Origin of the sequence: Methyloceanibacter caenitepidi (assembly GCF_000828475.1) — a bacterium.
In the GTDB taxonomy this organism is placed as follows: domain Bacteria; phylum Pseudomonadota; class Alphaproteobacteria; order Rhizobiales; family Methyloligellaceae; genus Methyloceanibacter; species Methyloceanibacter caenitepidi.
Genome location: NZ_AP014648.1, coordinates 1,269,275 through 1,295,438 on the forward strand (window position 1 = coordinate 1,269,275; position 26,164 = coordinate 1,295,438).

A 26,164-nucleotide genomic window follows, 5' to 3' on the forward strand; every position below is an offset into this window, starting at 1 on the left:
TAAAACATGTCGGCTGGTGAGGGACCCAGATGTCGCAGATTTGTGTTGCAGCGCGTTGCTACGTGACCGCCATCTTGGTCTTGGCAGCCATAGCTATTCCGGCCGCCGCCGCGGACCAGAGCACAGACCGCGAGGCGGTTAGGGTCGAGGTGGCCAAAGTCGTGGCCGGGCCGCTCAACGAACAGGTCACTGCCGTTGGCACGCTTCTGTCGGATGAAGCGGTTACGATCAGCTCGGAGATCTCGGGGCGCCTTGAGGCTATCCATTTTGAGGAGGGCCAGCCCGTCAAGGAAAGCGCGCCGCTCTTCAGCCTCGACGACTCCGTCTACAAGGCTCAACTGGCCGATGCAGAAGCGAAGGCCAAGCTCGCCGAGCAGACCTACCAGCGCACGAGCAAGCTGTTCAGTAGCAAGTATGCGACAGCCCAGTCGGCCGATGAGGCCTCATCCAATGTAGCCGTGACCGGCGCCGCAGTGGAGCTAGCCCGCGTCCAACTCGAGAAGACAAGGATCACTGCCCCGTTCTCCGGGATCATCGGGCTTCGGCATGTATCTGTCGGTGAGTACATCACTGCGGGGCAGGCCCTGGTCAATCTGGAGGCGATCGACCCCGTGAAGGCCGACTTTCGGGTTCCTGAAAGGTTTCTTCCAGCGATCAAGGTCGGGCAGAGCATCCGCATCCGTGTCGATGCCTTCCCAGACGAGACCTTCGATGGTGAAATCTCCGCCATCGATCCTCGGATCGACGTTTCCGGGCGAAGCCTAATGGTGCGGGCCAAAGTGCCGAACAGCCAGCAGCGCTTGCGGCCGGGCCTCTTCGCGCGGGTGACAGTGCTACTCCAGATCAAGGAGGACGCGCTAACCATCCCCGAGCAGGCCATCGTGCCCCAAGGAGACGATCAGTTCGTCTACAAGGTGCAAGACGGCCGAGCCACGCTGACCAAAGTGAGTGTCGGCATGCGGCGTTCCGGCCACGTCGAAATACTTGAAGGCTTGAAGGAGGGCGATCAAGTCGTCACCGCTGGTCAGATCAAGCTGCACGACGGATCTCCCGTTTCCGCCGTTACTGGCACCGGTGCCTAGGCGTGACACTCTCAGAACTTTCGATCAAGCGACCGGTCTTCGCCACGGTTCTTAGTCTTGTGCTGGTTCTCGTCGGACTTGTGTCCTACCAGCGATTGAGCGTTAGAGAATACCCGGCCATCGACCCGCCGGTCATCACCGTGGAAACCACATATCCGGGCGCAAGCGCGGCTATTGTCGAGACGCAAGTCACGCAGGTTCTCGAAGATTCTCTTGCCGGCATTGAGGGGATCGACTTCATCACGTCGATCAGCCGCCAGGAATCGAGCCAAATCACCGTCACCTTCAACCTCGATCGCAACCCGGACTATGCCGCGGCGGATATCCGCGACCGTGTAGGCCGCGTGCGAGGCCATCTTCCGGAGGAGATTGAGGAGCCTATCATCCAGAAGCGCGAAGCCGACGCGCAGCCGATCCTCTATCTCGCCTTTTCGAGCACGAACCACTCCGCGCTCGAGATCACCGATTACGCCGACCGGTATGTCAAGGACCAGCTACAGACGCTCAATGGCGTCGCGGAAGTCAGGCTCTTCGGCGACCGCGCCTATTCCATGCGTCTCTGGCTCGATCCCGAGCGCCTCGCCGCGTACCAATTGACTCCGCAGGATGTCGAGAATGCGCTTCGGCGCCAGAACGTCGAAGTGCCCTCGGGCCGTATCGAGAGTCTGCAGCGTGAGTTTACCGTTCTAGCCGAGACGGATCTGCGCACGCCCGAGCAGTTTAACGATCTCATCATCAAAGATGCCAACAGCTATTTGGTGCGACTGAGGGATGTCGGCATGGCGGAGTTGGGCCCGCTCGACGAGCGCAGGATCGTCCGCTTCAACGGAGAGCCGGCGATTGCCGTCGGTGTCATCAAGCAAGCCACGGCCAACCCGCTGGAAGTCTCCGACGCGGTCAACGAGATGCTGCCGACGATCCGGAATTCGCTTCCCGAAGGCATGCAAGTCCGCGTTGCGCACGACAAGTCCATCTTCATCGCCGAGTCGATCAAGAACGTTTACACTACGATCGGCGAGGCCATCGTTCTCGTTATCCTCATCATCTTCCTGTTCCTGCGCTCCATTCGCGCAACGCTGATACCGCTTGTGACTATCCCGGTATCGCTGATTGGCGCATTCGCGCTGATGTATGCGTTTGGCTTCTCAATCAATACGCTGACGCTGCTGGCTCTTGTGCTGGCCATCGGTCTCGTCGTGGATGATGCGATCGTGATGCTCGAAAACATCTACCGGCACGTCGAGGAAGGCATGACGCCCGTCAAGGCGGCGCTTCTCGGCAGCCGCGAAATCAGCTTCGCAATCATTGCGATGACGATCACGCTTGCGGCGGTATATGCGCCGATCGGGTTCATGACCGGCCTCACTGGTCGCTTGTTTACGGAGTTCGCCTGGACGCTTGCAGGCGCGGTGATCGTGTCGGGCTTTGTAGCCCTTACGCTATCTCCGATGATGTGCTCGAAGCTTCTAAAGCAACAGACACACCGCAATTTCGCCTACCGCATCATCGAGCGTTTTCTGGATGGGGTTTCACGGCTCTATTGCTCCCTGCTCAAGGGCGCTCTCGCGGCGCGCCCCCTCGTGTTGCTCATCGGTCTAGCCGTCGCGGGTTCGAGCTATTTTCTATTTGCCAACCTAAAAAGCGAGCTTGCCCCTGTGGAAGACGAGGGGAGGATCAACGTGAACTTTCGCGGGCCCGAGGGCGCCACGATCGAGTTCACGGACGAGTACGCTCGCCAGATCGAGGAACTCGCTCTTGCCGTACCAGAGGCGGATCGAGTGTTTGTTGTGTCGGGAAGCCCTACGGTGTCCCAGGGACGCGTCATCCTGCGCGTCAAGCCTTGGGATGAGCGCGTGCGCTCTCAGCAGGAGATCGGCAGATCCATCGCGCCGGCCGTGTCGGCTGTGACCGGTGTAGTTGCCTACCCAAGCAACGCGCCACCTCTCGGTCAAAGCTCACGTTCGAAGCCTATCAATTTTGTCATCCAGACGTCCCAGCCCTATAGCGAGTTGCAGAAGGACGTAGATGCACTGCTCGCCAACATCCGCGAATATCCCGGTCTGGTCGACGTCGAGAGCGATCTCAAGCTCAATTCGCCCCAGCTCGACGTGTCCGTCGACCGCGAGAAGGCAGCCTCAATGGGCATCGAGATCGAAACGCTCGGCCGCACGCTTGAGACCATGCTCGGCGGCCGGCAAGTGACACGCTTTAAGAGGGAAGGCCAGCAATACGATGTTGTCGTAAAGGTGGCCGATATAGATCGTGAAAACCCCGACGATATGCGTCGTATCTACGTGCGGGGCGTGGGCGGAGCCATGACGCCGCTGTCGAATCTGATCACGATCAAGGAAACTGTGGCGCCGAAGGAATTGAACCACTTCAATCAGCTTCGGGCCGCCACCATCACTGGCCAGCTCGCGCCGGGCTATTCGTTGAGCGATGGATTGGCATACCTTCAAGAAGCGGCGGACAAGGTGCTGCCGCCGACAGTCCATATCGAGTACGCCGGGGAATCGCGCGAGTTTCGCGAAGCAAGCGCGAACATGTACATCACCTTCATGCTGGCACTCGCGTTCATCTATCTCGTGCTGGCCGCTCAGTTCGAAAGTTTCACGGACCCCTTGATCATCATGCTGACTGTGCCGCTGTCGGTGACCGGCGCCTTGCTGGCGCTTTGGTGGAGCGGCGGCACGCTGAACATCTACAGCCAAGTCGGGCTCGTAACCCTCATCGGGCTCATAACGAAGCATGGCATCCTTATCGTGGAATTTTCCAATCAGCTCCGCGGTCAGGGCCAACCTATGCATGAGGCCGTGATCGAAGCTGCTGCTTTGAGGCTTCGGCCGATCCTCATGACGACAGGCGCGATGGTGCTTGGGGCTGTGCCTCTGGCCTTGGCGACAGGCGCAGGCGCGGAAGGTCGCCAGGATATCGGCTGGGTAATCGTCGGCGGTTTGCTGGTGGGTACGCTCTTTACGTTGTTTGTCGTTCCCGTGGTCTACACATACCTGTCCCGGCGACAGTTCATCGAGTTCGACGAGACAGTTGACGCCGCAGATGGATCGGGCGCGCAGCAGCAGCCGGAAGCGGCGGAGTAGGCAGGGAAACAGCGGAAGCTCAGTTCTGCATTGGGTCAGAAGAAGCCCAAAGGTTAGCCAGCCGGCACGGCCCCAATGTGCCAACATCGGACCTTTCGGCCAATTCAATAGTAAGAAGTCGTAGGGCCGCTCGCGATCACTCGACAATCTCGATCTTCGGGGGCTGCCAGGAGCCATCGAGGATGGGCTTCTTGCCCCAGTAGGCGCGAATGTAGAGAGAGAACGGGCCATCTGGTGCCGGCAGCCAGTTACTCTCCTTGTCTTTCCCAGGGGACGCCAAACCGGCGTAGAGAGTCAGCGAGCCGTCGTCGTTGCGCTTGAGGTTTTTGTTCTTGGTGCCAAGCGAGTAACGGTTCCGCTTGTTGGGGCTGAAAAAGTGGTGCTCGTTGTAGAGGGTGAGAGACCAAAAGCCGTTGACCGGCGGCTCCTGCCCGGCCGCGAAGGTGATCGCGTAGGTCTTCGATCCGTCCAATGCTGCACCTGAGGTGTCGTTGTCTGTATAGAAATATTGGGTCTCGTTCGGCCGGTTGTCGAACATGTTAGATTTTGCCGTGCCGGTGCGGTCGTAATAATCGACGCCCCATTGGGCATTGTTCACCGAGCGATTCCAGCTATTGCCGGCGGGCTTGCCGTTGTGTTTCCACTCAAAGAAGGGCGCGATCACTTCCTTTTCAGTCGCAACAGCCTCCTCGACAATCGCCTTTTTGAGATCCGGGTTTTTCGCGACGACGTCCATCAGCCAGCGGAACTGGGCGTAAAGGGCTTCCTCTCCCGGCAGCGGCGCCACGGTCTTCAGCACCTCGGGAAACTGATCGAAGAATTTCTCCGGCACCACCCATGCCGTCTCGGTGTCGCCGTCTTGCGCTGGGTTGGGAATCGTGGGGGCCTCGCTCCAATCGATCGTCTTCATTTTGCCGTCAAACTCAGACAGCGGGTAAACGACGACCTGGTTGATCACCGATTGGATCGCCGTGCGATCCTCCTCGGTGTCGTTCTGGAAAACGCGCGGAATGGCGTTGGCGAGCGATGTTGAAGACCGGACTACGCCCGAGATTCCGTCCGGCAACTCACCTTTCCAGTTGGGCCCGGCCAGCAAGTAGAAGCCCGGCTTGGTGCCATAAGGCTGGCCAAGCTTGCCAAATTGGTCGGTGCGCTGGTCGTAGAGCGCGTAGACCCAGAACCGGTCGCCGAAATCAGGTACTTGAATAACGACTGGCTCGCTGTCGAGGTCGAAAAACCCGAGCCCGTAGACAACGTCTTGGTTGGGGCAAACCACGAACCTTTCGCTCGGTTCGATATAGTCGTGAAGCATGCCGATCTGCCCCCTCGGCGCCACGGGGAGCACGCCGCCCAGAAGACCCGGCTCCGGCGCTTGGGTAATCTTCGCGCGGCGGTTCATCATGTTCACCATCGGCCAGCCCCAAATATAGGCGGAGCGCGCGATGGCCCGGACGTATTCCGGCGGCGGCGTCGCATCGACCGGGGGTTTTGCGAGGTCGGCAAAACTTTGAGCTGTCGTCTGCTCTGCAAGCGCCGCTGAATGCAGCTCTGTCGCGCAAAGCAGCGCTGCCGCAGCGGCGACAGTCGCTAGGTACTTTGACATACGGTACTCCTGTAACGTTTCGCGATAGCGCCGCCGTCAGTTGATCTTGACGACGTCGTCCGGCTTCCAGGTCTGATCGAAGAATTCCACTCCCGTGCCATAGAGCCGCAGCGCAACGAGGAAATCCCGCCCCTCGACGGTCTGAATCCAGTTGGTCTCGGGTACATCGGCAGGCTTCTCGGGAGCAAAATACAGGTCGATCGAGCCGTCCGCGTTCTTCTCAACATCATTGAAGCCGTTGATCGACGGCAAAAGCTGCGGTGTCTCGGGCATAGTTCCGTCCACGACGTTGTACGCCGTGACGGCCCAGAAAAGCGCAGCCGGCGGATCGGGCGGCATATGGAGCTTGTAGGCGTTGGACCCGTTGAGGAAATCGCCATCGGCATCGCGAGGCGTGAAAGGGTATTTGGAGCCCGCGCCCAGGGAACGCATTACCATGGCTGGAGCCGAGGAATAGGCGAACTGGAAGTAGGCCGCGCGCTGATCTATGTCCAAGTAGCTTTCTTGCAGGAACTCGGAGGTCGCGCTGGCCCACGCGTTTTCGTACTGGCGATCTTTGTAGTAGAGGTTGCGTTTGTCTGGTCGCCCGAGCTGGCGATTGGCAAAGATCATTTTGGGAGCTGTCTCGACTGCCTTGTTCAACAGTTCCTGCTGCTCGGCGGTGGGCTTGAACGGTTGATCCTTGACGATGCCTATCGACGCGAGTACGCCGCGAAGTTCCGGATCGATTGCAGAAATCGGCTCGTAATCCACGAACTCCTTCAGCTTCGTCCAGAATGCATTGTCCACGGGATACATCATGTTCACGCGCTGGCCGCTGGCGTTTGGGAACTCCATCGGCTTGGCGTCCTTTTCCGAAGTCCACAACGGGTAAATGCGTGTCTGTTCCGCCAGCGTTACGGCCGGCGACGGGTCCGGACCGTCTTCACCCTTCTTCATGACCGTGCGAAAGAACAGGAACACGTTGTATGTTGGGGACTCGAAAGCGAAGTAGCCCTTCGGCACCTCGCCGTCATATCCAGGCGGCAAGAGCAGATAGAGCCCACCCCGCGCCCGATCCGGACCGATCGCGCCGACGTCGGTGATCGTGCGTTGGAAGAAATCCGTGAACATGCCGATGACGTTCGGTGGTGCAGCAACGACGAGCGGTCCCGTCTCTTTGAGATCGAGATAGCTCATCGAATAGATCACATCAGCATTGGGGGTGGGCACCCAAGTCAGGGAGTTCATGCGATCTTTCCAGATCGGAAGCACGTTGTAGCCCGCGCCGAACTTTTCCTCGGAGCCGTCCCGCATGCCGATGACATTGAGCGCGGGGAGCATGGTCATGTAGGCAAAGATCGCGCGCTGGTAATACAGCTCGTCCCGCAGTGACTCTGCTTCCTGTTGCGGCAGCCAGTTGCCACTGTTCAATTGCCGCATGAGGGGGGAGACGGCCGTGTCTTGAGCGGCAACCTGGCTGCACATCCCGAAAAACATCGCTGTGGCGATCGAAAACAACGCATGTCTATTCACGGTGTCCTCCCGTCTTGTTGTTGCAGTCACCCTCCCGTGGGAAACAGCAGTTGGATCTGGAAACGCGCCTGCCAGTCCGGCCCATTCTGGGGCGTGATGACATTGTCGTAGGCTTGCAGGGACATGTTCACGGGCTGCGACCCAATATTGAAGACGCGGCCCACGCCACCGCCGAATGGCAGGGTCCATTGATCGTCGGACGGCGCTTCCCAATTCGCGGTGATGATCGGCGCGGATGTGAGATACCAGCCGTTCTTCAGGTTGTAGTTGACGAAGTACTGGAACAGGAACGCGTTTACGTCGGGATCGCTGCCATCGCCGGCGAACGACCAGATATTGTTTACGAGGGCCCCGACGACCCATTTACTCGGTGTCCATACGATGGCGGCGGTGGGCCCAGCGCCCCATTTCTCGGGGCCGAGGCTATTGTCCGTGGCCGTCGGCAGCAGGAACGTCGGACCAGCGCCGATCATGAGCGTCGGGCTGACCTGATTGACGAAGAAGAAGCTCGGATTGAAGTTGCCGAGACCGAAATCGCTTTCGTCGCCCTGATAGACCGCCGGCTGATACACGACCGGCAAGATCCAGCGCGTCACCAGGTTCCAGTCCTCGTTCAGCTTGAACGGAATGACCGGTTGGATGTTGAGGATGTTCTGGTCGTTGTCGTATGGCCCAACGTTGAAGTTAGTGTTGTTCTGGAACGGGACCGAAATCAGATTGGCGATCGGATTTTGCGCCTGCTGAGCGAGATTGCCGTCCTGCGCTTGGGCCGAAGCGGCGTTCAATAAGACGAGCGCAAGAATGCCCGCGAGCGTTCCGCTGTGAAATCGCGACATGACGACCCTCCCAACCGTCGAGGCGTCCGACTAAAGAGTTCTTTTGTCCTGAAACTTAGCTCCGGCGGGCCTTCTCGGTCTATTCGGATCGTGCCAAATTTCTTACCCCTTGACGCTCGTGCTCAAGATTTCGAGCTGCGGTTGGCCAGTGTTTCGGATGGATGCTCGTCAAATAGCTCCCGGTACCATCCGGAAAGCCGACCGAGTTGTCCGATGCCCCACCGATTGGCCACAAGTGCAACCGTGGTTGCGCGCTCAGTCTCGCAGGCAAGGTCTTGCCGGATACGGTGAAGCCTGAGCCTTCGTATGAAAGCCTGAGGGGTTTCGTCGAGGACGTGGCTGAATGCTCTGAACACCGTGCGGCGCGACGCGTGCGCAGCGCGGGCGATCTCGTCCATGCTGATCGGGCGTCCAAGATTCTCAAGAACGTATGCGCGCGCGCGCGCGACGATGCGGGCGTGCCCTCGTGGATCGATGCCGCCTATCGGTGCACGTGGTTGGCGTCCCACATGTTCGATGAAGGTGTCAAGGAACCGATAACCGAGGACTCTGACATTGGATTGAGGCGTGTGCAGGCCCGCATGGAGCGCGTCATAGTGCACTTCGAGTCTGGCAACTGCATCGTCGGACAACCGGTGCTCAAGAACCCCACTGCCGTCCAGAGAATTGAGGTCCATAATCAGACCGCGATCCTCAGCCAACGCCTCAAGGCGATCGAATGATAGCGTGACCGAAGCGTAGATCGAGCCCGACGCATACAACGCGTCGTGATCGTCACCCGGCATGAAGACGCCGCAGTTGCCGGTCGCAACCTCGTTTAGCCAGTGCCGCGTGCCGCCAGCGAGCCTGACGCCGATACCAAGCGTGACCATGGTCTCCGACAGGGGACCTCTTAGCGCAACCCGACCTCCGATATGACCGGTACTAAAGAGCAGTCCGTCATGCTCGGCAAAGGCGAGGCTGCCAGTGATGGGACCGCGTGACATCTGGACGGCTTCGAGTCCCGCGCCATGCACCGCATCGTTCAAGTCTTCGATGTAAGCAATCGGGACGCGGGTCCAACCGTTTCCTCGTCCCGGCTCGTCTGTGCAAGGCTTGGAGATCAGCTTCTCGCCGTTGGTGGCGCCCCATTTCCGAGAGCGTACCGAGTCATCCATTTGGCTCGCCTCCCCTCCTGACAAAACACAGAATTGGCCAAGAATCTGCGACTCAAAGGCGCCAGAATTTGGGTCGCTTCATTTGTTTATGACGTCCGCTTTGGGTCAGGAGCGGCCGTCGGCCTTGAGATCCGGGACTTCCGCTTCGTGCCAGAAGCGGTCAGTAGCGTTGGAAGGTGCGCAACGACAATGCTCCCTAAAAATAAGCCCCGCGCCGGGGGCTGGCGACGGGACCGGAGTAACCCTGGGAGACTGTCTCAGTAATCTGAGTAACCATTATGATAGGCCCAATGTGGGCCCACCTCAAGCCCCCGGCCGCTCCGGGTCAACAGCTGACATTGGGACCGACTTTGGCATGTCTGTTACTTCAGCTATTGCGGACATTCATCAGAGGCGAGGGGATCGCTGTTGCTGAGAAAACGTTCCCTGTTCTCAGCAAATATTTCCCTGTTCTGCTTTATAGGGAATTCCACCCGCAATCCCTTGTATAAGCTGGCGTCCGGCCCGCGATTGGCCCGCTTTCGACTATGTTCCCTGTAATTTCCCGTAGATCAGGGAATTGGAAAGCGGAGACACGTTCGCTGCTGACTGCCAGCACAGCCACCTAGTCGCGTGGTTTCCGGCTCTCTGTTGACCACCGCTAAACAGCCCCGAAGAAGTGCGGAAATGCGCCACTAGTCCGCGATGGTTCTGCCTAGTGAGAGCAGAGAGACGCGCACCTACGCGGAAGGTGGGGACCTTCTGGCGGTTTTTCTCAGTGGGCCGATTTTGGGGGTCACACTTTGCGGAGCGAGGATGGTGAGCACCATCAGCCTAGCATCATGATGTGTGTCGAGCTTCGGGCCGTACAGGTGGTGTGATTCGAGGTAGTCACCGGCAAGCCGGCGCACCCGGCTTGCCGGCATCAGGATGGCACCGCAGACATATCCGGCCTGCCATTCCATCCAGTCATACTGCGCTGCGCCGAGAATTTTGTCGCGCTTGCATATCTGCCGGTTCGCATCCGGATTGCGCCGGAGCAGATCGGCGCCCGGCGGCTGCGTGTCCCACAGATAGGCATGGAAGTGGACGTGCCCATATTCGTGGGCAAGCGTCGTACGCAGCCGGTTCTGGTAGCGCTCGTCCGCAGCGAGCACTTTCGATATCTTTACGCTGGGCTTGGCTCCGGGATGAAATTCCGTGACGCCCTCCACGTCGGTGCCGTACTTCGACAGGTCCGCAAAGAGGTCAAGATCTTCCGCCTCACGCTCGATCACCTGCGTGAGGTCGTTGGTCGAAAGTGGGAACTCGGCTTTGCCGTACTTGCCGGCCAGAAACTTGCTGACCACGTTCTCGCACTCACGGTCCAGCTCTTTCGGCTCATAGTGCGGCCGCTCCAAAAAACGCCCTGTACTATCCCGCACGTACCTGACCACTAGCGACGGCCTCCACGCGCGGGCCCTGTCTTGCGAAAGGCTGTCATCGCCGCAGCGACTTCGTTTGCGGTCATTTTCTTTCGACGCACGTCCTCCGGGAACCGGCCGGCCAGATAGTAAAGCCAGTCCACCTCCAGTCCGAGGGCAACGGCAAACTGCTTCACCATGCGATCCGATGACGGGCTTCGCCGGTCATGTTCAATATCATTCAGGTACTGCACGGATATTGATTCTCCGTTTTCACGCTTGATACGCGATGCTACGTCCTTCAGGCCCAATTCCTTTTCCTTGCGTGCGGTGCTGATAGCGCGCCCAAAAGTTGTTTCACGCTCGCTCATAGACCCTCCCTGGTACAAAGCGATTACGCGGATCAGCGTAAATTCAGGCGGAGTTCTAGTCAAGGTCAGTCCGAATTGTCCGGCGAACCGATTTGCGGTCTCGCTCCATTGTCAGCGGTAACCTGATTACTCCATAGAAGCGGGATCCGGAGCCCAGTCCGGGCTAGACGCTTCGCCGTCATTTCTGTCGGCTGTCGTCCTTCCAATATCGTCTTTGTGATCTCCGGCGAGAGAAAAGCCAAACAGATCACTCGGGTCACATAGGCCCTATCGAGCCGCTCCGCACGCGCAATGGCGCCGATTCCGTCTGCTTCTCCTCGAACGATCTGACCGAACCAATCATGCGCTCGCGCGAGCGCCTTTTCGAGGTTTGGATCGGGCTCGGCGGCAGCGGCCTGCTGGTTTAGGACGACCAGCTTTGCTTCGACGCCCCGCCGCCTAAACCTCACCGGCGCCTCAATCTTAATCGATCCACGGCCCTTCACCACAGATGTGGCGACAACTTCCTGATTGAGTAACCGCGCGGCAATAGCCTTGCGTGCCATCTCAATCGCTACCTTGTCTTGCGCGACCGTGACGCGCCGCACGAGAGCAGCAACGACCTCCGCTTGGCTGGCGGCGGACCTCGCCACGCACGCATCAGCCAATCGTCCTGCTTGCGCGAGCGCGGCCGACACCTGATCTGGCGATCTCTTCTTGGAGGGCAGGGCACCGAGCACCTTGCCGCGGTCTCTGAGAAAGGCGGCCAGTTGACTGAGTACCAACTGCTCGATCTCATGCGCGGGAAGGCGCCAGCCTTTGGCCCGCAACCCAGCTTCGCTTCTGTTGCCCTGACGGTCGACTTCCTGTTTTTCGGCCTTGGGCGCCACCAGTGACCGCTCAACATAATACCGGTACCGCCGCCCGTGGTTGACCGCATGGGACGGCGTGAAGGGAACGCCTTCCGCCGTGAAGAGGAGACCGGCGAGCAGGCTGGGGTGCTTGGAGCTGGTGCGGCCGCGCTGGCGACCGGCGTTGACCTTTAGCTTTGCCTGGACCTTCTCCCAGGTCTCGGCACCGATGATCGCCTCATGCTCCCCGTCGTAGCTGGTCTGGCGGTGGGGAATCCGGCCGATATAGATGGGACTCGAGAGGATGCGATAGAGGTGGCCGCGGCTGAAGGCGCTGCCGCCCGTTCGGCGTCCATCGGTCAAGCCACGTATCTTGGTCTTGAGACCGAGGCGCCGGGTTTCCTCTAGAAGGTTTCGGACGCTGCCGAGTTCGAGATAGAGCGCAAACAGCCGCCTGACCGTCTTGGCCTCCTCGGCATTGATCTTGAGCTTCCGGTCGACGGCGTCATAGCCAAGCGGCACGGCGCCGCCCATCCACATACCCTTCTTCTTTGAGGCCGCGATCTTGTCGCGGATGCGCTCGCTCGTCACCTCGCGCTCGAACTGGGCGAATGAGAGAAGCACGTTGAGGGTGAGCCGACCCATGGAGGTCGTGGTGTTGAAGGCTTGCGTCACCGAGACGAATGAGACGCTATGTGTGTCGAACGCTTCAACGATCTTCGCGAAATCAAACAATGACCGCGTCAGCCGGTCGATCTTGTAGACCACGACGATGTCGACCTTGCCGGCGGCGATGTCGTCGAGAAGGCGTTTGAGGGCAGGGCGGTCCATGGTCCCACCGGAATACCCACCATCGTCATAGTGGGCGGTGAGGGCGTGCCAACCTTCATGGCGTTGACTGGCGATGAAAGCCTCGCAGGCCTCTCGTTGCGCATGGAGTGAGTTGAACTCCTGATCGAGACCTTCGTCGGAGGACTTGCGGGTATAGATGGCGCAGCGGGTGCGCTTCGCACGCGCGTTGGTTTTAGTCATCGGCCGGCGCCTCCTTGGTGCGGCGCTTCAGACCGAAGAAGGCCCAACCATTCCAGTTTGTGCCGGTGATGGCGCGGGCGATGGCGCTGAGGCTTGGGTAGGTCTCGCCGCGCCAGGCGAAGTCCTTGTCGAGCACGAGCACCTCGTGCGTCTCTCCGTGCCATTCGCGGAAGAGCTTCGAGCCTTTGCTCAACCTGCGCCGTTGCGGTCTAGATGACTTGCCGTTCGTCTGACCGGCCTTCTTGAGGAGCCGCCGCGTCTCGGAGTCGAGACCGCCGTAGACTTCGGCCTGGAGCCCGTAGGCCACGGCGCGGACCAGGAACGCTCGGCTGGCGTGGTGTGGCACGTGGGGGCTCCACAGCCGTCGCCATTCCGCCTCGAGCTCGGCCCGCGGGCAGTCGGGCAGGGCATTCACCCGTGCGACAAGATCCGCCTCGGCTTGAGCGGAAACTCGCCCGCGCCGCTGTGGGCGCGGGTGAGGGGACTGAGGCCGTGACATGACCTAGGCCTTGGCTGACTTCGTTGGGGCGATGCGGTAGCGGCGCACGCCGTTCTTGCCGACTTCGGAGACAAGCGGCAGCTTGAGCTTCTTCTTGACGAGGCCGGAGAAGAAGCCGCGCACCGAATGCGGCTGCCAGTCGGTCTCGGCAACGATGTCGTCGATGGTAGCGCCCGACGTCCGGCGCAGCATCTTGAGCACAGTCTCCTGCTTGCTTTGCGACGGCGCGGCGCGCTTCTTGGATTTAGGAGCTGAAGCGGTCCGCACCTTGCTGCGCGATCTTGCGTCCGTCTTGCGCTTGCGCGGCATACTCGCTGCCGCCTGCGAGGGTTTTATCTCCTCCGTCTCGTCGATACCGAGGGCGAGCAGCCCGGCCTTGGTAATGAACAGTCCAAGAGGACGGCCCTCTTTGTCACGGCGCCATTCAGGTGCGCCGGTGTTGGCTTGCCTTTCCTCGGCCAGCTTTCGCTTGCACAAGATGTCGACCATGACTCTGTTTTGAGCGGCGCCCTTCGAAGCCAACCTTTCGGGCAACGGGAGAAGTGATCCGTCAGGGCGTTGAGCCGCGGCGCTGAGGATCACGAGCTGCGCGTCGCTGAGCTTGGCGGTTGCGTTTTGGGCTTTTGACATAATTGCCTCCATCGTGGCGCGCCGGCCCGATGCCGGCGCTTTCCACCGCCCACAGCCCGGCCAGGAGGCCAGGGGAGGCGCTGACGGAGGCTTCTGCCCGTCGCTGCGTTGGTAGCATGCACGCTCGCTTCGCCGCTGAAGTCCAGTCGAAAAAAGGGGGCGGCGCCTAGGCGCCGCCCCGACCCTTCTGAAGGGTGAATGCGCAGACTCAGTCGCTCATGGCCGCCATCAAGGCCGAGGTGTAGTCGCTCACTTTGCAGGCGAGCGCCTGGCTGAGGGAGTCGACCTGGTCGTCATGCTTTCCCCTCGGGAACGCGAGCAGCTCGGCTAGTAGATCAGCCATGAAGGGCGCATTTCGTGGGAAGAAGACGTGACCCGCCTCGAACTTTGCAAGCTGGATGAAGAACCTCATCTGCTTGTTGTGCTCGACCTTCACGGCCTCGATGCGAAACCTCCCCTTCGAACGGAGGACCTGCGCGAGCGCGATTCCAACAGACGCATCTTCGACCAACACTTTTGTCGGCTTGAAGCGTTCCGCATGTGCGAGGGCAACCTGCTGAAGGCGAGGAAAATCGAAGCGTCCGCGAAGGACGTCGAGGAGATAGTAGTCTTCGCCGTCGACCAAGATCGTCGTGCAAACAGAGTAGTCATTCTGCTCGCCGTCCTTAGCGGCAGTGTCCCAACTCTGAATGACCTTTGTTCTCGGCTTCCGTGCAGGCGCCACATCGTAATGGCGGATCCATTCGCGCTTGAGCATGGCGCCGCCTTCCGGGATCGGTGCCTGCTGATACTGCGCGCCGAAGTCGTAGGTCCCGAGGTCATTCTGGAGGACACGTAGCATCTGGATCGACTCGTGCTCCGGATGCAGTGCCGTCCCGGCACGCCGATAATGGAACTCGTCGTCGCCGATCGGCACCTGCTCGTCGACCTCGGCGATCGCCGGCAGGCTCAGGACTTCCCAATGACCGGACCCGCCCATGAGATGACCGGAAAGGTCGTCCATGTGAACACGCTGCGTCACGACGATAATGGCGCCCGTCTCCTTATTATCGAGGCGCGACATGAGCGTGTTGGTGAACCACTGGTTCAGGCCGTCGCGCCGGGTCTTAGATAGGGCATCCACCGGCTTTTGTGGGTCATCGAGGATGATCATATTGCCGCCGAGCCCGGTGAGGACACCGCCGACAGACGTGGCCTTGCGGAACCCCTTCAAGGTCGTCGCGGCCTCGTCGTCGAGACTGCGGCTCAGCCGCATCTGCGGAAACGCGCGGGCATACCAAGACGACTCGACGATCGACCGGAAATCCCGGGCATGCTTCAAGGACAGCTCGCTGCCATAGCTGATCGAGAAGATACGCTGACGCGGGTCATGCCCGAGGACAAACGCCGGAAATGCCACCGACACCGTGATCGACTTCAGGTGCCGTGGCGGCATATTGATGATGAGACGATTGATCTCGCCGCGGCGGATGCGCTCGAGCTGATAGGCGATGGCCCGGATATGCCAGTTCGGCAGAAATGGCATGCCCGGGTTCAGCGTGAGCACGCTGTACTTCAAGAAACTCTCGAAATCACTCCGCAAGGCGAAGTCGAACAAATCGCGTTCGCAGATCCCATGCATGGGATTACTCCTTTACAGGTTGGACTTTGGGGGGAAAGCGTTTGGCGAACTCTTCCAGGATCGACTGTTCGTCGTGGCCGAGCGGTTCGCCGTGCTCGGTCTCGTCGCCTTCAATCAGGCGATAGCGATTCAGGAGAAATGCCATCGCCTTGAGGTCGCCCTTCAGGGCTGCCTCGAGGCATCGAAGCAACAGAGCTTCCAGCCTCGAGATCTTGCGCGCTCGACCACCTTCGCGAACCTCCATGCGCTGATGCATGATTTCGCGAAGGATGGTGGCTTCATTCTTCGCCCCCTTCGGTCGTCCCTTGGGATTGCCACTAAGGCCGGGCTTGAACTGGTGCTTCTTGGGCGGTTTGCCGTACCCAACCTCGTAACCACCGCCAGCAGCCTTGGTTTGCGCCTTCTTGGAGTGCTTGGGCTTGGTCATGACCGTCGTCCTCCTTTTGGAGGCTGAGGAGCCTCGCTCGCACCGGCGGCAAGGGCGTCGAAAGTCTGGCCGGTGCCCTCGAGGATCGCGTCGCGCTTGGTGAGCTTCTGCCACCGCCGGATCGCGACGTCGGCGTAGAGAGGGTCGATCTCTAGGCAAAAAGCCCGCCGGCCGGTCTGCTCGGCGGCGATGATCGTCGTCCCGGAGCCGGCGAAGGCGTCGAGGACGATCGACCCGCGGCGCGAACAGTCCCGCATCGCATCGGCGATCATGGCGACCGGCTTCACGGTCGGATGCATCGCCAGCTCGTCCATGCGGCCAGCCCGAAACGTGTTCACGCCGGCGTAGCGCCACACATTCGAGCGGTTGCGACCTCCGCTCCCGAGCCCGAAATTGTTCATGTGCGGTGCCTGGCCGTGCTTGAAGACAAAGACGAGCTCATGCTCGCTTCGGTAAAAGCTGCCCATCCCCGGGGTGCTTTTGACCCAGACGCACATATTTTTGAGCTCATCGAACACCTCGGCGCCGGCGTTCGTGAGGTCGGAGACATGCCGCCAATCCATAAAGACGTAATGGATCGCGCCATCGATCGAGTGATCGGCGCAAAGCCCAAGTGTGTCCTTGAGAAACCCCTCGAACTGGGCCGAGGTCATTTCGCCGGAGGCGCAGGCAAATTCACGGCGCTTGATACGGCCGCGGCCACCGACATTGCCCTGGATCTGGACGTTGTAAGGGGGATCGTGGATGCCCATCTCCGCGACCTCGCCCGTCATGAGCTGCGCGAAGGCGGCGTCATCCCGCGCGTCGCCGATCAGAAGCCGATGTCGGCCGAGTATGAAGAGGGCTCCAGGCCAAGACACGGCCGGTCCCTCTAGAGGCTCAAGCGCTTCATCGGCCGGATCGATCGGATTCTCGGCGAGAGTGTCAAACACGGCATCGATCTCGGCCGGTTCGAAACCGGTGATCGACAAATCAAGGCCAAATGCCGGCAGCGCCAACTCGAGCTCCCCGAGCTCAAGCGAGAGGATCTCGATATCCCAAGCGCTCTTGGTCGCCAGCTGATTGTCGGCGAGCGCGTAAGCCCGAAGTTCTGTCTCCGAAAGGTGCGAGACCCGGATTACTGGGATCCGCTTCAGACCAAGCTTCTTTGCTGCGCGCCACACCACATGGCCCGCCACGATCCGGCTCTGCTCGTCGACCACGACGGGCTTGATCACACCGAAATGCAGCACCGAATTCGCGACGGCTTCTTCTTGCGCCTTGTTATGAGCGCGCGCGTTGCGCTTGGCTGCCTTGAGGGAAGCCGGCGGCAGCATCTCCACCACCCACGGCAGCTTCACCGCAAGTGCGCTATCAGAAACCGCATTCTGGGTTTCAATTGTGCGAGACTGTATCAAGCGTTTTGACATGATCACCTCAATGCAAGCGGTGGAGGAGAGGCGGGAGCGCCAAAGCAGGCCAGCAACTGCACGGCCTATCGCGTTGCGATTTAGAAGTAGAGATCACGCGTTGCCCCTCCCGCGCTTGCTCGGCATCGTTTTCGCCAACGCAGTTTGGAAGTCGTGGGCCAGCCTCGTCAGTTCCATAACAGTTATTGATCGACCGGGTTCACGGGGAAACTGCGGCGTCTTTGCATCCACGACCGCAACCTCTGGAACGTCATTTGTTTTGGCTCCTAGAGGGCGCCCCATACTCGAAACGACCTGAAAGTAAACTGGACGAGTCGATGAGACGGCGAGATCGCCTGGTTTGGCCTTCGCCAAAATCTCTTCCCAGTCAAACAACTCCTGCGGATTCCAGCTCAAAATTTCGAAGTGCTTCGGCTCGAGATGAGGGCGTACCTGACGAAGGATCTTGACGACTGTACGCTGCGTCCATCGATGTAAGAGCTCGACGCCCAGACGCATGGCGAAAGCCTCATAAGCCGAAAACAGAATCTCAACACCACTTCCGGGGGCATCGCTTGAAAAGAATGCATAATTCGCTTGCTCCGGATCGCTGGATCGCGCTTTGCGCTTGAGTTGCCGATCGGTATCCAGCAGCCGCTTCACGGCCGTTTTCAATGTCTTAGAGGGAGTAGATCCCTCGCCGAGCATCATCGAAATTGCTTCCAGAACTTGATTGCGCTTGAAGCTAGCCATTGAAGTAACGATCCGGGTTTCATTCATTCATATAGATCGGGAGTTTCGTCGGCACAAGGGGGTAAAAAACCGCCGATTTCCGGGTTTTGGTAGGGTAAGCCGCAATGCGAGAAAAGTCAGTTTCGATTGGCAACAACCCGACCGGACATCCCTTGCTGTGCACTTCACGTCGCGCCTTGCACGGAGCGGACGTCGCGGCCTGCGAGTTTGAGGTCCGCTTCTGACCCCTCACAGTCATTGCGGGTTGGGCTGGGTAAGGTCCTTGGATCGCCGCGCCAGGATAGGGTCTGGCCTGGGCACAAGGTGCAGTCTAAGCTTTGCGAGTACTTGGAAAGGAGATTAGAAGCGGGCCAGTGGCTACCCGGCCCGAGGGAGGCGACAATGGCTGCACTTCTCTACGGTGCGTTCTGTTACATCCTCTTTCTGCTGACGTTCCTCTACGCTATTGGCTTCGTCGGCAACATCTTCGTTCCCAAGACCATCGACAGCGGCGAGCCGGGTCCAGTTATCGAGGCCCTGGTGATCAACGTCGTCTTGCTCGGCCTCTTCGCTGTTCAGCACAGCGTTATGGCGCGTGCGGGCTTCAAGCGCTGGTGGACGCGCATCGTGCCGCCCGCAATCGAGCGCAGCACCTACGTGCTAGCGACGAGCCTGATCTTGATCCTCATTTATTGGCAATGGCGTCCGATGCCAGAGGTGGTCTGGAACGTGACCAACCCAGTCGGCGCAAGCATACTCGTCGCGCTCTTCTGGCTCGGCTGGGCCATCGTGCTGGTCAGTACGTTCCTAATCAATCACTTCGATTTATTTGGCCTGCAGCAGGTCTACGCGCATTGGCGCGGTACTAAGTCCGAGCCGCCCGGCTTCGCCACGCCGTTGCTCTACCGCTATGTACGCCATCCGATCTATTTCGGGTTCCTGCTCGCCTTTTGGGCCACACCGGTGATGACGGTCGGCCATTTACTGTTCGCCATAGCGACGACAGGCTACATCTTCATCGGCATCTGGCTCGAGGAACGCGACCTCGTAAACTTTCACGGTGACGCCTACGCGCAATACCGCCGACGTGTCTCCATGATCGTGCCGATGCCCCCTCGAAAAAGCTGACCAGGAGGTCCGCTAATGGGATGAAGCGGACCACCTAGGTGGCCAGCCCAAAGGCAGCTTTCGACCCAAAGTGGTCGGAGCCAGTCTGGCCCCTTCAGGAATGAATCACTGATGAATTCCACTTGATCTGAATTTCTTTCACTGGTTGCATCTGGCTAATTTCCCTTCAGTGCCGGCAATAAGGGAGAGGCCCATGAGCGGGGATGTGGGGCGCGGCGCCTGTTTGCGCCGTATCGGCTGTTTTTGCTTCGTTTTTGCAGGGGTTCTGATCGCGGCTCAGGCCGCGCAGGCACAGTTCTATGTCCGCTCACCGGACGTGGAGAAGGGCGAGCTCAAACTGGAAGAGCATGGCGCGATCTATTCGGGTCCGGGTGAGGACGAACGCCGCCGCCAGTCTCACGAATTGGAAGTGAAATACGGTTTCACCGATCGGCTAGAGGGCATCGCTGAGCTAACCGGCCGCGAGAACATCGGCGACAGCCTTAAGTGGCAGAGGTTCGAGCTCGGCGGACAGTACGAGCTGATGGAGCGCCACGGCGATGGCTGGGGCCTCGCTTTTCGTTCTCTATACGAGTGGGCGCTACAGGACGGCGATCCCGGCGAGATTCTGTTTGGCCCACTCGCCAAGTACGTTCACGGCCAGGATTCGGCCACGGTGAATGCGTTCTTCATCGGCCAGGTCGGCGATCACCGCGAAATCGACAGCCTGGAGCTCAAATTAAACTGGCGGCTGAAGCACGAGTTCAACGAGACGTGGGGACTGGGCGTCGAAGGCTACAGCGAGATCGAGGACCTCTCACACACCGGGACCTGGGACGAGCAGAAGCATAGGGTAGGGCCGGTCGCTTATTTGGAACTGGAAGGCATGCCTAAGTGGGAGTTCGCTGCAGGCACGCTCTTCGGCGTGTCCGATGCGACGTCAGATATCACCCTAAAGTTCGACATTGAAGCCGAATTCTAGGACAGTGGGTTGTGGAACAGACTAGGCTAAGTCCTGTTTTTGCGGCACTTTGGAGCGTAAAGAGCAGCTCGGGCCTTGCTCGACTTCTGAAGGCCCTTGCTGCTCCCTCCGAGTGTCGAGCGTCGAGCGTTACAGCCGTCTGTGATTGCGCTCCTTTTTCTTTCTGGGATCGTTCGGCTCTCCTGGATTCCAATCCTCGATGAACACGATCGCCGCTGCAGCCACATACGAGCGTCTGATGCACAACTCAGTGCTACGAGGGATCCAAGGCTAAAGCATGTAAGCTTAGGCGAAGCGGTCACTTGGGCCTTCCCGCGATCCGGCAATCCGAGATGATTTCCATTAGACTGTTTGCCCGCTGTCACCCAAGGAATCCAAAAAGGGTATAATGAACAGCACTCCGACATCTGAAGCCGTTCGGCTGAATCACGGTTGCGCTTGCATTACTCTGGATCGTGAGGCTCTCGGCCGCGCGCTCGACGCAGAGGCCGAAGAGTCTGGGTTCAGCCAGCGGCTCATGACTGCGCAGCCCCACGCCTTTTCCGATGTCCCTGTTTTCCTCTCAGGCGACGAGTTCGCAAAAATGGAGCAGGTGGTAGAGGCGATTGAGCAGGTGAGTGGCCTAGAACGGTACAGGCAAGCGGTTTTAGCGTGGGCTCCTGACATCGCTCGCCGAGATTTCGGTCCAGCCGGAGCGCTAATGGGCTACGATTTCCATCTCGGCGAAGACGGCCCAAGCCTTATCGAGATCAACACCAACGCTGGAGGCGCGTTTTTAAATGCGGCGCTGGGCCGAGCGCAGATGGCGTGTTGTGGAAACGCTATTGAATATTCGGGGGAGCATTACAGCTTCGAAGATCTTGCCTTCAACATGTTCCTGGCGGAATGGGGCCGACAGGGCAGAACGGGGAAGCCGAGAACTATCGCGATTGTCGACGACGTTCCCGAACAACAGTTTCTTTTCCCCGAGTTTACTCTGGCGCGCGAAGCGCTAAAGCAGAGGGGGATTCCCAGTGTCATTGCTGATGCGCGGCGTCTTCACTACGGAGGCAAGAGGCTCACCTTTGAAGGAGAAGAGATTGATCTTGTCTACAATCGTCTTACAGACTTCGCGTTGGAGTGGCCTGAGCATCAAGCGCTGAGGCAGGCATATGAAGATGGCGCGGTTACGCTCACTCCAAATCCTCATAACCACGCCCTCTTGGCCGACAAGCGCAATATGTCCGTGCTTTCGGATTCAGATAGGTTGGAGAGCTGGGGAGGCGCTGGGGAAAGGCTTGCTCGGTTGCAGGCTGTGCCGCCCACGGTTCTGGTGACGTCTGAAAATGCTTCCGACCTCTGGGAGCGACGCAAGACATTGTTCTTTAAGCCTAGCAGCGGCCACGGCAGTAAGGCCGTCTATCGCGGTGACAAGCTTACGAAGCGAGTCTGGTCAGAGATCCTAAAGGATCAATACGTGGCGCAGCATCTAGTTCGGCCGAGTGAGCGCCTTGTCATGGTCGATAGAGCACCTGAAGTGCGCAAGATCGATGTGAGACTTTACACGTACCAATCGCGTACGCTGATCGGTGCTGCGCGAGTTTACCAAGGGCAGACTACAAACCTCTCCACTCCTGGAGGAGGATTCGCACCTTTGTTTATTGTTTAGCGGCCAAGATGTCAGCCTTGGCTTCTAGCGGGCTTAGCTGCCCACTCATCGTTGCACCGACACGTTACGACTTTCAGCCCCGCGGAAATCTGCTAGAGTAGAAGTGCCTTCAATGCCCCCCAAGGCTGGAAGGCATCAACTGGAGGGCGCCTTTGCTTTAGCAAGGCGCCCTTGCTTCATCAATGTTCTGACTCAAAGCGAACATGGGCAGCCTTCGGCGGCAGCTCGCCCGGTGCTTCAATCGATAATGTCGCGCTTCTGAAGGCATTCCTCGCGGTTGATCTCTCCGCGAGCATAGCGTTCTTCCAGCACCTTAATGGTCGGAGAACGCTGATCTAGCGATCCTTGATTATCAGCAAGTGGTCGAGAGCGGACGAACCACACCGCGACCGCAATGATTACAGCAAGGACTATAAGCCAGAATATGAATCCGAAGCCCATGTCACTGCCATCCATCATCTAGCCGTGGTCATAACCCCAGACTCATTGATCGGTATCAATCAAGAGTTACAGGCGCAGGGTGGTCATATTGGGAATTCCGCTCTTGACCCCAAGTGGACATATATTTACGGCGACCGTTTTCGGTCGAGAACCCTTGGGCCGGTCGCCAAATACGCGTCGACCGCGTTTCGGCTAGAAGGGCGCTTGTTGGCGCCGTGTGTCTAGAGCAAGATCTCCGTCGCGGTGACGAAAGGAGGCAGACTCTCAGTGAGTTCAAGCACGCGTCCCAGGTTCTCGACTACTCTGCAGCGATGCTTGCGCCGGTCTGGCGCATATCTACTTCTCTCAGCTGCCTCTCACGAATCGCGATGTAATCACGTGTGAAGGGAACGGCGTCTAGACGTTTAGCAAGTTGGATCTGGAAGACCATTAGTCCGCCGTGCCTAAACCCACATGTTGCCGACGTATCGGGAATATTGGAGATAACCATGTTTGATCACTCCGCGCATGTGCCCGAAAGGACTGCCGCAAACGAGCGAGCGCTCAAAATTTCGGGTTGGCTTACGGGCGTATACTTCCTGATTGAATTGGGCATAGGGCTGTACACGGGCTCCGTGGCAGTCACCTCCGACGCTTTTCACACGTTCTCTGCCGTCGGCGGTGTGGTGCTGGCCTTCGTAGCCATGAGGATAGCGCGCCGGCCAGTTAGCCTCGATCGGACCTTCGGGAGCTTCCGCGCTGAGATAATCGGTGCCCTATTGAATGGTGTCTTCCTCGCCGGCATGGCTGTGCTGGTGCTCGTCATGGGAGCGATGCGGCTAAGGCATCCAATTGAGCTCCCAACGACACCACTGTTGGTAGCTGCCGGCGGTGGTCTGCTGACAGAGATAATATCGATACGGCTACTCTACAGCGGTCAAAAGGGCGACCTCAATCTTAGGGGCGCGTTCTGGCACGTTATGCAAACCTTCATTGGGAGCATATTGATCCTCATTACCGCTGCCGTGATCTACGTCACCGGGTTCGTCGCCATTGATCCCATTCTGGGCATGGCCTTCGGCCTCGTGTTGCTGGCTGCATCATGGGGCATCATGCGCGATGCGTTGTCGATTCTAATGGAGGGAGCGCCGAGGTCTATTGACCTCAACGAAGTAGCTGTCGCCCTCGGCACGCTCCCGGATGTCCAAACCATCCATCATATGCATGCATGGAGTCTTTCATCCGATAAGAACGTATTCTCAGCGCATATCGGAACCGACAAGTTCGACCAAGCAGACACACTTTTAGAACAGGCGCATCGCGTGTTGCGTGATCAATTTGGCTTCTACTTCTCGACCTTGCAGGTCGAGACGAAGTGTCTGGATGAGGACCATGCAAGGGAGGTAGATATCTCAACCCTTCTAAGAAGATAACCATGCGGGCAGCAACTGGCGTTGGCGCCTTCGCACATGCACAAGGTGGAACAAAGGATCTAACGTTGTCGGGAGGAGGGTGCGATGTTATTGCGGCAATTTTGGCATTATCGCTCGTGGTGGCGACGTTCCTATTGCATTTCTTCGTTCTGCGTTGGCTCTCTGGGAGTATGGCTCGCATTCCAATGACGGCAGGGGTTCGCATCATGGTCATCGTCTTGGTGGCGCTCGCGGCGCATCTTGGCGAGATAAGTTTGTATGCAGGTGCTTATGCACTCGGTGATAGGGTGCTGACCGTAGGTAGCTTGGGCGGCGTAAGGATCGCCGAGCCGCTCGACTATTTCTATTTCTCTATCGTGAGTTACACGTCCCTCGGTATCGGCGATGCATTTCCCAACGACCATCTCCGCTTCATCACTGGTGTCGAAGCCCTGAACGGGCTGTTGCTGATCACCTGGTCCGCTACCTCGCCATGGGACGCCTATGGCCATGGCAGCCTTGCGCTGAGTCCAGTGGTCAAGGGGATCTGTAAGCAACAAAAGGATGAATCACATGCATGCGAGAGACATCATGACGCCAGACGTTGTCACAGTAGATCCGGAAACGGATTTGGCGTCCATTGCAAAGATCCTGATTAGACACCGAATCAGCGCGGTGATCGTTGCGGATGAGCATGATCACGTTTTGGGTATCGTAAGTGAAAGTGATCTTATGCGGAGCGCAAAACGGGATCCTGGGCGTGGTTGGTGGCTTTCTCTCGTTGCAGATCGAGGGGCGAAATTCGTGCACAGAGAGGGGGTCCGCGCAAAGGACATCATGACCCAAGACGTAATCTGTACGACCAAAGACGCGTCTCTGTCAGAGATCGCCCGTCTCCTCGAGTCTAACCACGTAAAACGCGTACCCGTTCTCGAAGGGGGGCAAATTGCGGGCGTCGTTAGCCGGGCAGATGTACTGCAAGGTCTGGCGGCCCTCCGTGGTCGGGAGGAAGAGCCGACGATCGAAGATCTGAACATTCGTATGGGAATCGTGGAGTTGGTGAAGCGGCGGGGGGGCGTGTCAATGCAATCGGTGAATGTAGTTGTACTCAGTGCGGAGGTGTTTCTTTGGGGAATTGTGGAGGACGATGAGGATAGGGTCGCTGTCGGTGATGCGGCCGAGGCGCTTGTAGGAAGCGGTAAAGTGCACAATTTTCTGAGTACGCTTCCCGAAGTGGCGCGGGGACTGCGTAAAATTTGAGGCGTGGCACCCGCAACTGAAATGTAGAGCAATCCAAGTGGAGATGGCGCAACTTTGTGGCATCTCGTGCGTTATGGACCCGTCAACTACGTGAGCACCCCCCCCCCCCCCCCCACTCCGGAGAAATTTGGACATGAGCTACCTACGTTTCGGCGCGATGATCGCCACATCGACGATTATCATGTTTGTCCTGATGTATTTAAACACCTTTGCCTTTGAGCACATATTTTTTAGCGAAACGCGCACCTATATGGCGCTTCTTATGGGAGCGACGATGGCGGTAATCATGCTCGGCTTCATGCTGAGCATGTACGAGAACAAGAGCCTCAATGCAGCGATCTTCGTCGGGGCCGCAATTGCTTTTGTACTTTCTCTCTACCTAGTCCGAAGCCAGGTTACCGTTGATGAGGTGTCTTATATGAGGGCCATGATCCCACATCATTCAATTGCGATCATGACCAGCGAACGCGCGGATCTTAGAGATCCTCGAGCTCGCAAGCTGGCTGACGAAATCATCGAGGCGCAAAGGCGGGAGATCGCCGAAATGCGCTATCTCATTCGTGAACTTGAGAAAAAGGATGACTAAGCCATGATCACACGAGCGTTTCTCACGGGAATGACTGTGGTCGTCCTAGCGCTCTCTGGGTGCGCGGAAAATGAGCACCCCGGGAATGACCGAGGTGCCGATAGGGCCAAAGATAAGCCAGTTGCCGATGTCGTGTCGGCGGAAGAGGCCGTGCGGCTCGCCGATGTTTCCTCGACATATCCGCAGACAATGCCTGAAGAGGAGTACGCTAAAGTGGTAAGCGGACCAACCTGCCGCTTTAGCTATACCCGAGTGGGTGATCCCGTTCTAGTGGTAGAGACTAGTGGTGCGGACACCAGCCAATCACCGGCCGTTATGAAGCTCCACGGAAAGCTTTTTAAGCTGCAAGCCAAACGCAGCACCGGCACTACTCGAGCAAACGGCGAAGGAATTGCGGCCGCGGTGACGCCAGATGGAGAGGGCGAGGAACTGCGCAACGCCGAGCTGCGGTTTCGGATACAAGGCGCTGGGGAGATCGGCTACTGGGGCTATTACGCGTGCAGTTGAGGGCGGCAAAGCTAAGTCCTAACTCACGCGTCTCCCGAG

At 58.7% G+C, this 26,164-nt stretch carries 23 protein-coding genes; 10 read left to right on the forward strand and 13 right to left on the reverse strand.

The features are described from left to right. Positions 1-29 precede the first annotated feature (29 nt). Together GL4_RS05900 and GL4_RS05905 are read left to right on the forward strand one after the other, a co-directional pair. A complete protein-coding gene (locus GL4_RS05900; RefSeq protein ID WP_045365581.1) occupies positions 30-1,082 on the forward strand; it encodes an efflux RND transporter periplasmic adaptor subunit in 1,053 nt (350 codons plus the stop codon). Positions 1,083-1,084: 2 nt separating this feature from the next. Then, complete coding sequence (locus GL4_RS05905; RefSeq protein WP_045365584.1) at positions 1,085-4,180, forward strand: efflux RND transporter permease subunit; 3,096 nt, start codon at positions 1,085-1,087, stop codon at positions 4,178-4,180. A 136-nt stretch (positions 4,181-4,316) separates the two neighbouring features. Here GL4_RS05905 and GL4_RS05910 read toward each other — a convergent pair whose 3' ends face one another. The 13 genes from GL4_RS05910 to GL4_RS05970 form a co-directional block, all read right to left on the reverse strand. Beyond that, positions 4,317-5,783 (reverse strand): DUF1254 domain-containing protein, encoded by a 1,467-nt coding sequence (locus GL4_RS05910; RefSeq protein ID WP_045365587.1) that lies wholly within the window; start codon positions 5,781-5,783, stop codon positions 4,317-4,319. A gap of 36 nt (positions 5,784-5,819) precedes the next feature. Further along, positions 5,820-7,262 (reverse strand): DUF1254 domain-containing protein, encoded by a 1,443-nt coding sequence (locus GL4_RS05915; protein WP_045365590.1) that lies wholly within the window; start codon positions 7,260-7,262, stop codon positions 5,820-5,822. A gap of 62 nt (positions 7,263-7,324) precedes the next feature. Continuing rightward, positions 7,325-8,134 carry a hypothetical protein gene (locus GL4_RS05920; protein ID WP_045365593.1) on the reverse strand — a complete coding sequence of 270 codons (810 nt, stop codon included), beginning with the start codon at positions 8,132-8,134 and terminating at the stop codon, positions 7,325-7,327. A 122-nt stretch (positions 8,135-8,256) separates the two neighbouring features. Continuing rightward, positions 8,257-9,162 carry a helix-turn-helix domain-containing protein gene (locus GL4_RS05925; protein ID WP_244462690.1) on the reverse strand — a complete coding sequence of 302 codons (906 nt, stop codon included), beginning with the start codon at positions 9,160-9,162 and terminating at the stop codon, positions 8,257-8,259. An 848-nt stretch (positions 9,163-10,010) separates the two neighbouring features. Continuing rightward, positions 10,011-10,670, reverse strand: coding sequence for an ImmA/IrrE family metallo-endopeptidase (locus GL4_RS05930; RefSeq protein WP_108681345.1), 660 nt, complete (start codon positions 10,668-10,670; stop codon positions 10,011-10,013). A gap of 35 nt (positions 10,671-10,705) precedes the next feature. Beyond that, a complete protein-coding gene (locus GL4_RS05935; RefSeq protein WP_045365598.1) occupies positions 10,706-11,044 on the reverse strand; it encodes a helix-turn-helix domain-containing protein in 339 nt (112 codons plus the stop codon). A gap of 65 nt (positions 11,045-11,109) precedes the next feature. Then, the gene (locus GL4_RS05940; RefSeq protein WP_045365601.1) at positions 11,110-12,906 is read right to left on the reverse strand and encodes a recombinase family protein; all 1,797 of its coding nucleotides are present in this window, start codon (positions 12,904-12,906) and stop codon (positions 11,110-11,112) included. After that, positions 12,899-13,405 carry a DUF2924 domain-containing protein gene (locus GL4_RS05945; protein WP_082025507.1) on the reverse strand — a complete coding sequence of 169 codons (507 nt, stop codon included), beginning with the start codon at positions 13,403-13,405 and terminating at the stop codon, positions 12,899-12,901. Before GL4_RS05945 ends, GL4_RS05940 begins: the two co-directional genes overlap by 8 nt. A 3-nt stretch (positions 13,406-13,408) precedes the next feature. Continuing rightward, complete coding sequence (locus GL4_RS17945; protein ID WP_045369583.1) at positions 13,409-14,035, reverse strand: DUF3489 domain-containing protein; 627 nt, start codon at positions 14,033-14,035, stop codon at positions 13,409-13,411. A 208-nt stretch (positions 14,036-14,243) separates the two neighbouring features. After that, a complete protein-coding gene (terL, locus tag GL4_RS05955) occupies positions 14,244-15,656 on the reverse strand; it encodes a phage terminase large subunit (RefSeq protein ID WP_045365606.1) in 1,413 nt (470 codons plus the stop codon). A gap of 4 nt (positions 15,657-15,660) precedes the next feature. Then, positions 15,661-16,083: a DUF5681 domain-containing protein gene (locus tag GL4_RS05960; protein ID WP_045365608.1), complete on the reverse strand. Its 423-nt coding sequence runs from the start codon at positions 16,081-16,083 to the stop codon at positions 15,661-15,663. Then, positions 16,080-17,423, reverse strand: a complete 1,344-nt coding sequence (locus GL4_RS05965) for a site-specific DNA-methyltransferase (protein WP_244462691.1) — start codon at positions 17,421-17,423, stop codon at positions 16,080-16,082. Before GL4_RS05965 ends, GL4_RS05960 begins: the two co-directional genes overlap by 4 nt. 162 nt (positions 17,424-17,585) lie before the next feature. Beyond that, positions 17,586-18,251, reverse strand: a complete 666-nt coding sequence (locus GL4_RS05970; protein WP_045365611.1) for a hypothetical protein — start codon at positions 18,249-18,251, stop codon at positions 17,586-17,588. Between the two features lie 354 nt (positions 18,252-18,605). Between GL4_RS05970 and mddA the strand changes: the two genes are divergently transcribed. The 8 genes from mddA (at position 18,606) to GL4_RS17435 (ending at position 26,125) form a co-directional block, all read left to right on the forward strand. Further along, complete coding sequence (gene mddA / locus GL4_RS05975) at positions 18,606-19,331, forward strand: methanethiol S-methyltransferase (protein ID WP_045365614.1); 726 nt, start codon at positions 18,606-18,608, stop codon at positions 19,329-19,331. 193 nt (positions 19,332-19,524) lie between these two features. After that, the gene (locus tag GL4_RS05980; RefSeq protein WP_045365617.1) at positions 19,525-20,292 is read left to right on the forward strand and encodes a hypothetical protein; all 768 of its coding nucleotides are present in this window, start codon (positions 19,525-19,527) and stop codon (positions 20,290-20,292) included. A gap of 388 nt (positions 20,293-20,680) precedes the next feature. Then, positions 20,681-21,940, forward strand: coding sequence for an ATP-grasp domain-containing protein (locus GL4_RS05985; protein WP_045365620.1), 1,260 nt, complete (start codon positions 20,681-20,683; stop codon positions 21,938-21,940). 929 nt (positions 21,941-22,869) lie between these two features. Beyond that, a complete protein-coding gene (locus GL4_RS06000; RefSeq protein ID WP_045365629.1) occupies positions 22,870-23,793 on the forward strand; it encodes a cation diffusion facilitator family transporter in 924 nt (307 codons plus the stop codon). Positions 23,794-23,795: 2 nt separating this feature from the next. After that, entirely contained in the window at positions 23,796-24,431 is a 636-nt protein-coding gene (locus GL4_RS06005; RefSeq protein WP_082025508.1) for an ion channel, read from the forward strand. Further along, positions 24,364-25,032, forward strand: coding sequence for a CBS domain-containing protein (locus tag GL4_RS06010; RefSeq protein WP_159079787.1), 669 nt, complete (start codon positions 24,364-24,366; stop codon positions 25,030-25,032). The genes GL4_RS06005 and GL4_RS06010 overlap by 68 nt, the downstream gene beginning before the upstream one ends. A 133-nt stretch (positions 25,033-25,165) precedes the next feature. Continuing rightward, complete coding sequence (locus GL4_RS17430) at positions 25,166-25,618, forward strand: DUF305 domain-containing protein (RefSeq protein WP_197539063.1); 453 nt, start codon at positions 25,166-25,168, stop codon at positions 25,616-25,618. Positions 25,619-25,621: 3 nt separating this feature from the next. Further along, positions 25,622-26,125 carry a DUF6692 family protein gene (locus GL4_RS17435; RefSeq protein ID WP_052464168.1) on the forward strand — a complete coding sequence of 168 codons (504 nt, stop codon included), beginning with the start codon at positions 25,622-25,624 and terminating at the stop codon, positions 26,123-26,125. Positions 26,126-26,164 lie beyond the last annotated feature (39 nt).